Here is a 13759-nt window from a genome sequence, read left to right on the forward strand (position 1 = left end):
CTATAAAATTAACTGATGCGGCTCCAGTTAACTGTATTAACACTTAACGATTGAATGTGTCGGCGGATGTTTTGGTTCTGTGGTTGCTCTAACTGTGGGTCTTCATTTAGTACCTTTTGCGCCGCTGCCCTTGCCTCCTGCAGTATAGGAGCATCTTTTGCTAGGTCAGAAATAAGTAAATCCAGCACGCCACTTTGTTGCGTTCCCATTAAGTCGCCTGGCCCCCGGAGCTTCAAATCTATATCTGCAATCTCAAAGCCGTTGTTGGTGCGTACCATCGTCTCCAGCCTCGTCTTGCTGTCTTTGCTCAGCTTATAGCCAGTCATCAGGATACAATAGCTCTGGTCAGCACCACGGCCTACACGGCCGCGTAGCTGATGCAACTGCGATAAGCCAAATCGTTCAGCACTTTCTATTATCATCACCGAGGCGTTGGGTACATTTACACCTACCTCAATCACGGTAGTAGCCACCATAATCTGCGTCTCGTTCTTTACGAAGCGCTGCATTTCGTAATCCTTATCCTGTGCCTTCATTTTACCGTGCACCATGCTTATTTTAAATTCAGGGAAAGCACGTTGTACGCTCTCATAGCCGTCCATCAGGTCTTTATAATTCTCCATCTGCTCCGACTCTTCAATGAGCGGGTATACAATGTACACCTGGCGGCCCAGTTTTATCTGGTCTCTGACAAACTGAAAGACCCGTAGGCGATGGCTGTCGAAGCGGTGGGTGGTAATAATCTCTTTACGACCCGCAGGCAGCTCATCGATCACCGACACATCAAGGTCACCATAAAGCGTCATAGCCAGCGTACGGGGTATAGGTGTAGCTGTCATAACGAGCACGTGCGGGATGACATGAGGGTTCTTGCGCCACAGCTTAGAACGCTGCTCCACACCAAAACGATGCTGCTCATCTACAATGCAAAGGCCCAGGTTCTGGAACTGTACTACATCCTCTAGCAGTGCATGTGTGCCCACAATCATTTTTATCTCGCCAGACTGCAACTGCTCATGCAATACCCTGCGCTCCTTTGCCTTGGAAGAGCCTGTCAGTTTACCGATGTTTATACCTAAGCTATCGGCAAATTGCTTCAAACCAACATAGTGCTGATCGGCCAGAATTTCGGTAGGTGCCATTAATACTGATTGCGCACCATTGTCGGCGGCAATAAGCATGGTAATAAAGGCAACTATTGTTTTTCCGGAGCCTACATCGCCCTGAAGTAGGCGGTTCATCTGTTTACCAGAAGTTAAATCGCTATAAATTTCCTTTACTACCCGCTTTTGCGCATTAGTAAGGTCGAAGGTGAGGTGATTTTTGTAAAACTCGGTAAGCGTAGGTACCTGCCTGAATATTTGCCCCTTTAGATCTGCTTTACGCACTACTTTCTGGCGAAACAGGCGGAGCTGTATGTAGAATAATTCTTCAAACTTAAGCCTGAACTTTGCTTTGTTATACTTTTCCACTGTTTCAGGGAAATGTATGTTAATAAGCGCATTGCACTTGTCTATCAGGCGGTAATGTTCAATTAGTTCAGGCGACAGTGATTCTTGTATGTTAGGTACTGCTACTTTCAACAGCATCTCCATCATCTTGCTAATAACTTTGCTGTCGATGCGGTGAGCCTTTAGCTTTTCGGTAGTATGGTAGACTGGCTGCAGAAAAGCTGTCGTTTGCTTCTCCTCGCTTAACTCCTCCAACTCCGGGTGAGCCATGTTGAACTTGCCATTGAAAGATGTCGGCTTGCCAAACACTATGTAATCAGTATGGTTTTTCAGCGTTTTCTGCATCCACTTTACGCCCTTAAACCACACCAAGTCCATCTCATCACCATTTTCATCTACCAATGTAGCAGCTAAGCGTTGCTTTCGGCCCTCACCGATCAGCTCTTTCCCGCGTATACGCCCACGCACCTGCACGTAAGGCATGCTTTCATCCAGCTCCCGAATTTTGTAGAACTGTGTGCGATCGAGGTAGCGGAAAGGGTAGTGCTGAATCAGATCGCCGTAGGTGAAGATCTGCAGCTCTTTCTGCAACAGCTCCGCCCGCATCGGCCCTACGCCTTTTAAAAATTCAATCTTCGTATGGAAGAAGTTGTTCAATGTCTTTGGCTAGTATTTATCTATAGTACAAAGATAAAAGAGAAAGGACAAAAGACTTTCATATCTGGTGATAAAGTCTTTTGTCCTTTCTGTTCTGCGTTTCCTGTGAAGATTATTCCTTCCACTCCAGTGTATTCAGGAGGTGTATAATATCTTTCTTTACAAAGTCTATTATAGGTGCCAGGGAGTCGTTTTGTGTGGCTGTTCTAAAGTACAGTGCGCCACGCAGGAAATGCTCAGTAGAATCAGTTACATAGAACTGAAACTGGCTTGGCACTTCACCTGTCAGCTCAAAAACAGAAGCAATATCGCCTTGAGGCGTTTTTACTTCTGTTTCTTCTATAGAGTAAGCCTTTATTTGGTGCTTAGCTGTTAATCTGCGTGCATCTTCTATCAGGTCGTTCAGCATCTTATTGCTATTGTGGATAGACTTGTAGGTTAGCTGCACGTTTGCTCCCAGCGAAGGATAGATAATGTTTATCCAGTGCGGCTGTGCAATAGAAGAAGAGTCAGGCCTTATTTTCGCGTGCTGCGAATACTCAAATGTGTAAGGGTGCTCTTCCTGTAAAGGCTGATATGTTTGTGCCGGCAGGTCTATGCGATTATAGCCTTTGCGCTTTGGCGTATAGTCTTCGCTGCATGCCACCATGGCGGTAACCAGGCCGAGCCCTAAAAAAACTCTGAGGCTAACCAACTTGGTTATAATACTGCTCTTTTTTGCTTGCGACATTAATTTTTACTCGTTTTACACGTTTAGAGTCCGCCGACTCTACCACAAAGTGGAAGCGGTCGTAAGACACATCTTCACCTACACGTGGAATTCTGGAGAAGACAGCAAGCATTAAACCAGCCACTGTCTCATTGTCTCCTTTTATCTCGTTAAAAGAGTCAAAAGGAATTTCTGCAATTTTACAAAGGTCGTGCAGCGACGTTTTACCATCAAAGATAAAGGTATTTTCATCCAGTTGAGAATAGATAATATCATCATCATCGTCAAACTCATCATTTATCTCACCCACAATCTCCTCTATCACGTCCTCAAGCGTCAGAAGTCCGGAGGTGTTTCCATATTCATTTACTACAATGGCCATGTGTACATGCTTTTCCTTAAAGTCCTGGAAAAGGTCCGCAATACGTTTTGTATCTGGTACATACAGCGGCTGATGCACAAGCTTTTGCCAGTTGAAATCAGCACTCTCGCCCAGGTAAGGTAACAAGTCTTTTATATAAAGAATTCCTTCTATTTTATCTATGCTTTCAGCGTAAACCGGCACGCGTGAATAACCCCATTTCACTATCTCCGGAAGCAGCTCAGGTAGTGTGGACTTTGTGCTGAATGCAACAACATCCACACGAGGGCGCATAATTTGTTTTACAGAAATAGAGCCAAAGTTGACCACGCCCCTTAAAATTTTTCGTTCCTCCGGAGAGGTTTCCTCATTCGTAAGGGCCATATCAAGGCTATGATGTAATTCCTCAATGGTATGATGGTAACTTCTTAATGCATAGCGGTTCTCAATAAACTCGCTGATAGACAAAAGCAGCCACGACAACGGACTTACCAGGCGCTGTGTAATATTGATTAAGCCTGACGTTCGCTTTGTGATAAGCAAACGTCTTTCATGAGAATAAACTTTCGGTAATACCTCCCCAAAGAAAACCAGAAAGAACGTAGCCGCAAGCATACAGCAGATGAACACCCCTGCCGGTAAAGTAGTAGTGTTGAAAACCTGCCAGGCAACATAGGCCAGCAATGTAATGATGCTCACATTGATACCGTTGTTTATGATAAGCAGGGTGCTTAAGAGCTTGCGAGGGTTCTGTAAGAGCTGGTAAACACGGTTTTCAGGCTTTTTATTACTTTTCTGAAAACGAACCAGTTCTTCTTCTGAGAGGGAGAAATATGCGGCCTCTGCCCCTGAAGTGAGGGCAGAGAGCAACAAAAGAAGAAAGCAGGCAATTATTGCCGCTAAATATTCAATTCTGAGTAAAGCGGAGGTTCCTTGGTATAGTTGAAGTAAACTATAACTAAAGGGGTCGCCGGAATCAATACTTTCCAAAATAATTCAGTTTAGTGAAACATGCTTTTAGAACGGCAGGTCGTCTGGCTCGTCGTTCTGAAAGGCAGAGGCATTGCCTGAAGATGCTGTTGCAGTTCCGCCAAAGTTGCTGCCGGAGCTGGAAGCATCCTGATAATTGCCGCCTCCATTACTGCCATTGTCGCTACGGCCACCAAGCATGGTCATGTTGTCAGCAACAATCTCAGTGCTGTAACGCTGAATGCCGTCTTTGTCCTGGTAGTTGTTCGTACGGATTCTACCTTCAATAAAAACAGATTGGCCCTTGCGCAGGTACTTTTCTGCTACTTCAGCTAAACCGCGCCAAAGCACAATGTTATGCCACTCTGTTCTTTCCTGTTTCTGGCCGTTTTTATCTTTATACGATTCAGAAGTTGCAATAGGGAAACGGGCTACAGCCACGCCGCCTTCTAAATGACGTACTTCCGGGTCTTTTCCTAAATTTCCAATTAAAATTGCTTTGTTAACACTTGCCATTTATGTGTCCTTATAGTTTTTATTTTGTTACAAATGTACGACAGAGCGTATTAGTATCTTATAATATTATTGCATTGCGCATTAAACTGCATAATGCTTTCGTCTGTCGAATGGTTCACTATATCAAATTTACTAAAATCCTAACATCTTTCAAATAGCTACTGATGAGTACAGGCTTTGGTAAATTTTCTATCTCTTCAACGTTATAAAGGCCTAATCTTGTTTCCTGAACCACTTTTTCTTTTAAACGAGATTTAAGCTTTATAAGATAAAAGCGTGCTGTAATTTTTTGGTGACTTAAAATATGCTTATAATCTTTTGCAGGAGGCTGTTGCAGCAGGTCCTGAACACCCAGCCCTGCATCAGAAAGCTCTTGCAGAAGCTGGTCCGACGGTAGGGTTTTGGTGTCGCTCTCATATAAATAGAAGTCATAAAGCCCCTGCCAGATGTCGCCCTCCAGCCGCTTACGCATATAATATTGCCCCTGGTACTCCAGTACAACATAATGGAAAAAGCGGGGCCGCGCAGCTTTAGCCTTAGACTTTACTGGCAGTTCCTGCACCATGCCATGGGTAAAGGCAAAACAGCTTTGCTGCAGTGGGCAAAAAAGGCAGTCTGGCATAACAGGAGTGCACTGTATAGCACCAAACTCCATGATAGACTGGTTGTAAGTGTCAGGAGAACTGGCTGGCACTAACGTGTCTGCCAACTGCTGGAAAACTTTACGGGATGCCAGAGCCGCAATGTCTTCTGTTATACCGAACATGCGGGAGAGTACACGGAAAACATTGCCATCCAGCACAGCTACTTGTTCCTTGAAAGCAAAAGATGCGATGGCTGCTGCTGTGTAATTGCCTACTCCCTTTAATTTCAGAAGCTCTGTATAAGTGTTGGGGAACTGACCGTTGTATTGCTCTACTATAAGCTTGGCGGTGTGGTGCATGTTGCGGGCCCTTGAATAGTAACCGAGTCCTTGCCACAACCGCAACACTTCGTCTTCTGGAGCAGCTGCCAGGTCTTTAACCTGAGGGTAAGCTTTCATAAATTTAAGGTAGTACGGCAGGCCTTGATTTACACGGGTTTGCTGCAAAATTACCTCCGATAGCCATATATAGTAAGGGTTTGTGGTATCACGCCAGGGTAAAGTACGCCTGTTTTTTTCGTACCAGTTAATAAGTGTGTCTGAAAAATAAGATGGAGCTACAGTTTGCATATTTTCAACAGCGGATTACAAATGGTGAGGTTAAAGGAACAGCCAAAATTAGGGTTTTGTTTGATACCATGGCAGATGAAAAAGTCTATATGGATTACTAAAATATAAGTGGAGATACCACGTTAGGTGTGGGAAAACATGGCACGAGTATTGTGAAATATCACGATATACAGGCTAAAATACTTGATCGAAAAACTGTAATAATTTAGCCCTAAAGCTTTTACTTATCGAAAAGTAGAACTACCTTTGTGCCCCGAAAAATCAGGTGTTGGTGTCCACGCAGGCTTTTTTCTGAGGTAGAAATTAACTTATTATTAATTTATAAAAATCTAAGAAAGTGACTAAAGCAGAAGTAATATCAGAAGTTGCTGATAAAACAGGAATTGATAAGGCTGATGTACAGGCTACAATTGAGGCGTTTTTCAAAGTAGTGAAAGACTCTATGGCCGATGGAAATAACATCTATGTGAGAGGTTTCGGTAGCTTCGTAAACAAGAAGCGTGCTAAGAAGGTAGCTCGTAACATCTCTAAGAATACTTCTATCATCATCGACGAGCACTTCATTCCAAGTTTCAAGCCGTCTAAGACATTCATCCAGAAGATCAAAAACAGCAAAAAGATCAAAGAACTAGCTCATTCTTAATTCTTTTGTATCTTTGCTGTTCTAATTTAATTTTTTAACAATCATTTAGGTAAAAAGAATAATGTCTCGGTCTCAAATACTGATAGTTGTTGTAGCAATCGCTTTGGCAGCGGCCATGTTCTTTTTGCCTAAAGTAGTTGTTAACAAAGAAGATAAGGGCGCAATTGCTGAGAATCAGGAAGCTGCAGCTACGCCAGCAAACCACTCTGAGGATGACGGGCATGACCATGGCGCAACGGAAGGAACGGCCGTTGAGGCTCACATGACAGCCACTCCCGACCAGTTAATGGAACTTGCTACTGTAAGAGCTCAGTACAAGAAAGCTGCTGATGCGCAATCACGTACAAGGTTAGCTACGGAGCTTGCGGCAGCTTATGCTACAGTCAATAAATATGATAGTGCCGGATATTTTTATGAAGTTGCTGCTAAAGCCAGACCAGGCGAGAACAGTTACAAGAAAGCCGGTGATGCATATTATGAGGCATTTACATTTGCTGCAACGCAGGAGAGAGCTAACGAAATGGGTGCCAAAGCGCGTACTATGTATGAGCAGGTACTAAAAAACAACCCTTCGGAGCTAAATGCTAAAACTAATGTGGCGATGACGTATATTGCCACCACAAATCCAATGCAGGGTATTGTACTGCTAAGGGAGGTTTTAACTGCTGATCCTAAAAATGAAAAGGCGCTGTTTAACCTGGGCATCCTTTCTATGCAGTCTAACCAGTACGACAAAGCGGTGGAACGCTTCCAAAACCTGGTTTCGGTTAACCCGCAACACGTAGAGGGAACGTTCTATCTTGCTGTAGCGTTGGCAGAGACAGGGCAGCAAGAAGAGGCCAAAGCTTTGTTTAACAAAGTAAAAGGCATGAGCGATGACCCTGCGCTGGCTACTTCAGCTGATGAGTACCTGGCGAAGCTTAACTAGTAAAAGAAATTATCAAAATAAATAAACAACAAGACTATGCCTTGCGGAAAGAAAAGAAAAAGACATAAAATCGCTACACACAAGAGAAAGAAGCGTCTAAGAAAAAACAGACATAAGAAGAAGTAATTTCTTCTACGTGTTATGAGGCCCACATTGCTTCTGCAATAGTGGGCTTTGGTCTATACATCCAAATAATCTTTTGAGAGAAATTGAGTAACGAATTAATTATCAATTCTACTCAAGATGGAGAGCGCATTGCGCTTTTACAGGATAAAAGACTAGTTGAATATCACTACGAAAAAAAAGACACAAATTATATTGTGGGTGATATTTTTCTGGGTACTGTAAAAAAAGTAATGCCAGGCCTAAATGCTGCTTTCATAGATATTGGTTACCAAAAAGATGCTTTTCTGCATTACCATGATTTAGGTGCCAATATTAGAACGCTTAATAAGTTTGTAAAAGTAGCACAGACACAGAAGAACGCTTCTCCTAAACTCAACCAGTTAAAATTTGAGCCTGAGATAGACAAGCTTGGCAAAGTAGCTGATGTCCTTAAAAAAGGGCAGCAGCTGTTAGTCCAGATTGTAAAAGAACCTATTTCTACAAAAGGCCCGCGCCTTTCCTGCGAACTCTCTTTGGCCGGACGATATCTGGTACTCGTGCCGTTTTCAAACACGGTAAGCGTATCTAAGAAAATCGTCAGCAAAGAAGAACGCACACGCCTGAAGCGTTTGATAACATCTATCAAACCCGAAAACTTCGGCGTGATTATAAGGACTGTGGCTGAAGGGCGTGATGTGGCAGAGCTCGATAGAGACCTGCGCAATATGCTCACTAACTGGGAAGAGGGTTTTAAAACGTTGAAGACAGCTAAACCTAGTGACAAAGTCATAGGTGAGCTGGGTCGTTCTTCTTCCATTTTGAGAGATTTATTGAACGAGAGTTTTGACAACATAGTAGTAGACGATGTCCAACTATATGAAGAGATCAAGACATACATCGGTAGCATTGCTCCGGATAAATTAAGTATTCTGAAGCATTACACCGGCAAAACGAAAACCTTTGAACACTTCCACATTGAGAAGCAATTAAAGGCAGCCTTTGGTAAAACTGTAACCATACCAGGTGGCGGTTACCTGGTAATAGAGCACACAGAGGCGCTGCATGTGGTTGATGTGAACAGTGGAAACAAATCTAATACTGAAACCGATCAGGAGGGCACGGCGCTGCATGTAAATATGATGGCTGCCAAAGAAGTAGCGCGTCAGCTTCGCCTCCGGGATATAGGTGGTATAATTGTAATAGACTTCATTGATATGAAGTCAGTAGAAAACCGCCAGAAAGTATATGAGGTTGTTAAAGAGGAATTGAAAAGAGACCGATCGAAGTCTACAGTTCTTCCAATCTCAAAATTCGGCCTTATGCAGATTACTCGTCAACGTGTAAGACCTGAGCAAAATATTATAACCGGTGAAGTTTGCCCGACATGTAACGGCACCGGAAAAATAACAGCCAGTATTCTGGTAACAGACGAAATTGAAGCAGCGATAGATGATCTGCTGACGAGCCATAACCATAAGAGCTTAACCCTGTATGTGCATCCGTTTGTGTACACCTACTATACAAAAGGTATATATTCTAAACAGATGCAGTGGTTCTTTAAGTATTTTAAGTGGATAAGTCTTGTAAAAGATACTTCGCTGGGCCTGACAGAATTTACTGTGATAGATGCCCGGGGCGAAGAAATTGAATTACGAGCCGCCTTTGCAGAAGGAACAGGCGTACAAAATACAGAAGTTGAATAATATATATTCTAAACGAAAAAGCCGCTGTCATTCATTTGGCAGCGGCTTTTTCGTTTAAGAGGGGAATTATAGGATTTAGAATTTAATACCAAAGTCAAGCGACACACTGCTGTTCTTTAGTCCGATATTACTATCGCCTAAAAGATCTTCATAATAATCATCTATATCTGAGAGGCCCCGGTGGTAAGTCAGGCCAACAAACAGCTTGGTGCTTTGGCCCATTTGAAATTCGGCCCCGCCGCCCAGTATGGCATCAGCCTCAAATATGTTGAAGCGTTTAATGGCCTTTTCGCCGTTAATCACTTTCTGATCATTAACCTGAGCTGCAACTTTAGTATTTAATGAGCCTCCCACCTGGAAATATAAAATAGCTCCGGGAGCTACTTCGTTAGTAAAAAGCTTTAGTGATACAGGTATCTCTAAGTATTGCACCGTTATATCATCCTGCCCTGAAAGTGTTTCTGAGCCTGTACCAGTTGTACGGGTGTAGCTGTAGCTTATGTCTCCGCCTTTGCTTCGATAATGAAGCCCAGTGCTAAAGGCATAGTTCTGAGCAAAGAAGTAATCAGCTATAACGCCTACACCAAGGCGAAGGGTGTTACTCTCATTATCAAAGTTGTACCTGTTTTCTGCTATGAAACGGTTTCCGGTAATGGTAGGCGAAATCTGAAGTCCTATTTCAATCTGTGCCATTGCTGTGAACCCAAAGCCTAAAAAGAGCATTAAAAGTGTAAGTTTCTTCATAAGTAAAATTATTTTGCTTCTTTAGTGTTATCCTAATACGTAACAACCCTTTATTTTTGTATAAAACAAGCGAATGTATTATAGATTACTCATACTAGCAACTCTTCTGCTCCTGATCGGTTGCCAGAACGACAACTGTGACTTGCCTTCCGAAATCTCTAATGTATCTGTAGATGTTAAAATCGAGCGTCTAGAGAAGCCTTTCTTTAAAGCCGATTCCAAAGAAGATATTTCTCATTTTTTAAACAACAATCCTCTTTTTGCTGACAAGTTCCTGCAGTTAGCTCAGTACCCTTCTGATACGGTATTAGTTAATTCTCTGTATGGTTTGGCAACGAATAATGAGTTGCGCAATTTAGCCGGAGAGGCTGAACAAAAGTTTGAGAACATGGACAAAGAGGAGCAGCAGTTGGAGACAGCTTTTAAGGTGGTTAAATACCATTATCCTGATTTTAATGTTCCTGAGGTTAAGACCTTCGTTTCCGGATTGAGCCAGGATTTATTAGTATCAGATAGTCTTTGGGTATTTGGAGTCGATTTCTTTATTGGTAAAGAAGCTAGCTATAGGCCCGACGCTTATGAATATATCCTACGCCGCTACGAAAGGCCGAACATGGTACCAACTGCTATGCTTCTGCTTTCTAACCGTTTTAATAAAACCAATTTCCTAGAGAGAAGTCTGTTGGCTGAAATGGTAAGTGCAGGCAAATCCTATTATTTTGCACAAGCTGTAATGCCCTGTACTCCTGATTCGCTTATTATTGGGTACAGCTCAAAGGAGATAGAGGGCGTTTACTACAACGAAGACAAAATATGGGCACATTTTCTTGAAAAGAGCCTGTTGTATGAAAAAGCTCCTTTCCTGCTGCAGAAGTACATGGGCGAGCGGCCAAACACACCAGAGATAGACGCTACTGCTCCGGGGCGTATTGGAGTGTGGGTAGGCTGGCAAATTGTTAAGGCTTATATGAACCGCCACCCTGAAGTAACGCTACCTCAGCTAATGGCCGAGACAGACTTTCAGAAGATATTTGATCAATCAAAGTACAGACCGCAGAAGCGGTGATTGTCTCCACAGTTATATAGGTATAAGCGCGCTACATGCATATTACTGTTTTTAATCAGCACCACCACAACCCCGACTGCCCTGCCACTTGCAGGCATTATACGTTTCTGGAATATCTGGCGGAGCGGCATGAGGTTAGCCTGATCACAAGCAGTGCCTGGCGGCAGTTGAAGATTTCTGATAACTATAACTGGGCACCTGTAGGTGTGAAGCTGTATGAGCAAAATATACCCTACAAGAATAGTATGGGCACTATGGAGCGTTCCATATCTTTTGCAAGGTACGCCGGGTATGGAATGCTCAAAGGCATGAATATACCACAAACAGACTTAATCTGGGGCATATCCACTCCGCTGTCTACACCATGGGTTGCCGCACAGGTAGCCAAATGGCGCAAAGTGCCTTGGGTATTTGAGGTGCAGGACCTTTGGCCTAGCTTTCCTATAGAAATGGGGGCTGTAAAAAACCGATGGCTCCAACAAAGACTGTACAACCTGGAGCTTAAACTTTATAAGAGTGCTGGTCATATCATTACTTTATCGAAGGACATGACGGACTATGTGGCAGCACAGGGAATCAGCAGAGAAAAGATTTCAACTATTGTAAATGGCACAGATTTAGACCTGGTAAAGGCGGTAAGGGCAGAGGAAGTAGAAGAACTTCGGAATAAACTTAATCTCCAGGGAAAGCATGCAGTACTCTATGCCGGCACGTATGGCCGTGCCAATGATATCCCTTCGCTTATACAAGCTGCTGAGGCACTAGCCGATCATCCATCTATTAGATTTTTATTGACGGGTAGCGGCTATTATGAGCACCAGTTGCAGGAATTGGCGGAGCGTTTACCTAATGTGCTTCTACTTCCCCCGCAGCCAAGGCCAGATGTGTTTAAGCTCTTTCAGTTAGCAGACTTATCTTTAGTTTCTTTTAATAACTTGCCTGTACTGGCGACTAACTCGCCAGGTAAGTTTTATGATAGCCTGGCCTGTGGTACTCCTGTTATAGTCACTAATCTCGGCTGGACAAAAAGCTTTGTGGAAAAGTATAGCTGTGGCTGGTATGTTCCTGCAGAAAAGCCTGCTGTACTGGCTGAGCTCATCAAAAATATTTTTAATAAGCCGGATGAGCTGATCGCTGCCGGAGCAAGAGGTAAAGTACTTGCTTTTAAACAGTTTGACCGGCAGAACTTAGCCAAAGAGGCAGAACAAATAATGCTGAACGTGTATCAACAAAGGTAAGTTTGATGCATCGTACATATTTGGTACCTGAAGTTAATATTGGGAGCTGACATGTGTACTAATCTTGTGCAATCACAAATAAAAAGCCCGATAGCCGGTATAGTATAACCAGCCATCGGGCTTCTGCAGAAGAAGTACTGCTAATTATTTTGTGCCCATAGCACCTATGTAAGTAGCAGGGGCAGGAGATGTATATGTTACGCCGTGGATAACTAGCCCATTGGCAAAGTGCCTTGTGAAGTCGGTTGTACCTTTGTTCAGCGCAGGAGAATCAGCACTTAAGTGGAAGTCCCAGCTGGTGCTGAAAGTGGCGTTGTTGCCAGCGGTGCTCAAAGGGTAGCTTACGAACTTCGGATCGTTGCCGCCTGCTGTGGTAGTCGTAACGTCGTTTGCACCTGCTACAATCTCTGTTGAAGACTGGAACTGGTCTACACCTTCCTGTGTGTAGCCATAGTAGAAAGTGTTGCTGATGGTTGAGCGGCTGTCTTCAGGGTTCTTGGTGTCTCTTTTTATACCGAAGCGGCTGTTGGCAATCAGGTTGTTGTACAGGTCTGTGTGTACAGATTTTTCTATCCAGATAGAGCCGCCTTTGATGTCTGGCCTTCTCCAGCCTGCGTTCACGATGGTGTTGTTATAAGCGATAATGTAAGCCTGAGGTGTGCGGTCGCCTGAGTTGGAAAGCTTTAAGCCATTAGTGTTAGGGCTGTAGATGAGGTTAAAAGCCACGTCGGCCTGCGTACCTGACTTATAGTTGATTGCCTCGCCGTTAGTTAAGCCAGTTGTGTAGAATTTATTGTTAGCAACAATAGATTGACCTCCTTCAATATAAAAGGCATCTTCCTGGAAATTACGCACGATGCTGTTTTGTACAACAAACTTACCGTTTACGTTAGAGAACCACAACGCAGGCAGTCGCTCACCGCTTTCTGCTTTGTAAAGGCCCTGCTTTACAGATGCAGAAGCCTCGGTAGTGGTTGCGCCTCCGTACTCCAGTATCACATTATCCAGTACCAGTTCGTTGCAGGTAGGAGCTGCCAGTATACCTCCCCACAGTGCGCCAAACTTATTTTTTTCTGTTCTGGCACCTTCAGGTACTGTTATCATAATAGGGCTTGCCGCTGTGCCTGTGCAGTAGAGATTACCTAAAACGATGAACTCTGGTTTGGCCGTAGTATCCATTACTACTGTTACACCTTCTTCAATGGTAAGGGATTTGCCTGCAGGTACTACTAAATCGCCCGAAACCATATAAGTTTTACCGCTTGTCCATGTGCCTGACACTTCGCCAGAAAGTGTTTGCATTTCTTCCTCTGGAGTAGGAGTGGCTTCATCGTCTTTGTCGTCTTTACAGCTTGTGAAGGCAGCCAGAAACAAAGCAGCTACCATTAAAGTGTTTTTCAGTTGCATTTTCATGATGTTGTCAATTAAAAAATTAGTTGTTTGATTTTTTATGTAA

General features: G+C 43.5%; 12 protein-coding genes. 5 read left to right on the top strand and 7 right to left on the bottom strand.

Annotation, left to right across the window (positions count from 1 at the left end; all coding sequences use genetic code 11):
- Positions 1-8 precede the first annotated feature (8 nt).
- From recG to mutY, 5 genes are all read right to left on the bottom strand, one after another.
- Positions 9-2108, bottom strand: a complete 2100-nt coding sequence (gene recG / locus LN995_RS08350; protein WP_229960260.1) for an ATP-dependent DNA helicase RecG — start codon at positions 2106-2108, stop codon at positions 9-11.
- A 112-nt stretch (positions 2109-2220) separates the two neighbouring features.
- Positions 2221-2757 carry a gliding motility lipoprotein GldD gene (gldD, locus tag LN995_RS08355; protein ID WP_449581091.1) on the bottom strand — a complete coding sequence of 179 codons (537 nt, stop codon included), beginning with the start codon at positions 2755-2757 and terminating at the stop codon, positions 2221-2223.
- Positions 2758-2794: 37 nt separating this feature from the next.
- On the bottom strand, positions 2795-4168 hold the full coding sequence (gene gldE, locus LN995_RS08360) for a gliding motility-associated protein GldE (protein WP_229960263.1): 1374 nt from the start codon (positions 4166-4168) through the stop codon (positions 2795-2797).
- Positions 4169-4195: 27 nt separating this feature from the next.
- Complete coding sequence (locus LN995_RS08365; RefSeq protein ID WP_229960265.1) at positions 4196-4663, bottom strand: single-stranded DNA-binding protein; 468 nt, start codon at positions 4661-4663, stop codon at positions 4196-4198.
- A 118-nt stretch (positions 4664-4781) separates the two neighbouring features.
- Entirely contained in the window at positions 4782-5876 is a 1095-nt protein-coding gene (gene mutY, locus LN995_RS08370) for an A/G-specific adenine glycosylase (protein ID WP_229960267.1), read from the bottom strand.
- 337 nt (positions 5877-6213) lie between these two features.
- Here mutY and LN995_RS08375 point away from each other — a divergent pair, with 337 nt between their 5' ends.
- From LN995_RS08375 to LN995_RS08385, 3 genes are all read left to right on the top strand, one after another.
- Positions 6214-6519 (top strand): HU family DNA-binding protein, encoded by a 306-nt coding sequence (locus LN995_RS08375; protein WP_229960268.1) that lies wholly within the window; start codon positions 6214-6216, stop codon positions 6517-6519.
- A gap of 61 nt (positions 6520-6580) precedes the next feature.
- Positions 6581-7447, top strand: coding sequence for a tetratricopeptide repeat protein (locus LN995_RS08380; protein WP_229960270.1), 867 nt, complete (start codon positions 6581-6583; stop codon positions 7445-7447).
- 209 nt (positions 7448-7656) lie between these two features.
- Entirely contained in the window at positions 7657-9255 is a 1599-nt protein-coding gene (locus LN995_RS08385) for an Rne/Rng family ribonuclease (protein ID WP_229960272.1), read from the top strand.
- A 75-nt stretch (positions 9256-9330) separates the two neighbouring features.
- Here LN995_RS08385 and LN995_RS08390 read toward each other — a convergent pair whose 3' ends face one another.
- On the bottom strand, positions 9331-9999 hold the full coding sequence (locus LN995_RS08390) for a porin family protein (RefSeq protein WP_229960274.1): 669 nt from the start codon (positions 9997-9999) through the stop codon (positions 9331-9333).
- 73 nt (positions 10000-10072) lie between these two features.
- On the opposite strand from LN995_RS08390, the gene gldB reads away from it, so the two are divergent.
- Positions 10073-11065, top strand: coding sequence for a gliding motility lipoprotein GldB (gene gldB, locus LN995_RS08395; RefSeq protein WP_229960276.1), 993 nt, complete (start codon positions 10073-10075; stop codon positions 11063-11065).
- Between the two features lie 35 nt (positions 11066-11100).
- A complete protein-coding gene (locus tag LN995_RS08400; protein ID WP_229960278.1) occupies positions 11101-12303 on the top strand; it encodes a glycosyltransferase family 4 protein in 1203 nt (400 codons plus the stop codon).
- A 144-nt stretch (positions 12304-12447) separates the two neighbouring features.
- Here LN995_RS08400 and LN995_RS08405 read toward each other — a convergent pair whose 3' ends face one another.
- Positions 12448-13710: a right-handed parallel beta-helix repeat-containing protein gene (locus LN995_RS08405; RefSeq protein ID WP_317206936.1), complete on the bottom strand. Its 1263-nt coding sequence runs from the start codon at positions 13708-13710 to the stop codon at positions 12448-12450.
- Positions 13711-13759: the final 49 nt, after the last annotated feature.

It is taken from the genome of Pontibacter silvestris, from assembly GCF_020907275.1.
GTDB lineage: Bacteria > Bacteroidota > Bacteroidia > Cytophagales > Hymenobacteraceae > Pontibacter > Pontibacter silvestris.

Excerpts from the sequence above, each read along its gene's own strand:
- gldD (WP_449581091.1), bottom strand. The coding sequence starts at position 2,757 with ATGGTGGCATGCAGCGAAGACTATACGCCAAAGCGCAAAGGCTATAAT.
- LN995_RS08365 (WP_229960265.1), bottom strand. The coding sequence starts at position 4,663 with ATGGCAAGTGTTAACAAAGCAATTTTAATTGGAAATTTAGGAAAAGAC.
- mutY (WP_229960267.1), bottom strand. The coding sequence starts at position 5,876 with ATGCAAACTGTAGCTCCATCTTATTTTTCAGACACACTTATTAACTGG.
- LN995_RS08380 (WP_229960270.1), top strand. The coding sequence starts at position 6,581 with ATGTCTCGGTCTCAAATACTGATAGTTGTTGTAGCAATCGCTTTGGCA.
- LN995_RS08390 (WP_229960274.1), bottom strand. The coding sequence starts at position 9,999 with ATGAAGAAACTTACACTTTTAATGCTCTTTTTAGGCTTTGGGTTCACA.
- gldB (WP_229960276.1), top strand. The coding sequence starts at position 10,073 with ATGTATTATAGATTACTCATACTAGCAACTCTTCTGCTCCTGATCGGT.
- LN995_RS08400 (WP_229960278.1), top strand. The coding sequence starts at position 11,101 with ATGCATATTACTGTTTTTAATCAGCACCACCACAACCCCGACTGCCCT.
- LN995_RS08405 (WP_317206936.1), bottom strand. The coding sequence starts at position 13,710 with ATGCAACTGAAAAACACTTTAATGGTAGCTGCTTTGTTTCTGGCTGCC.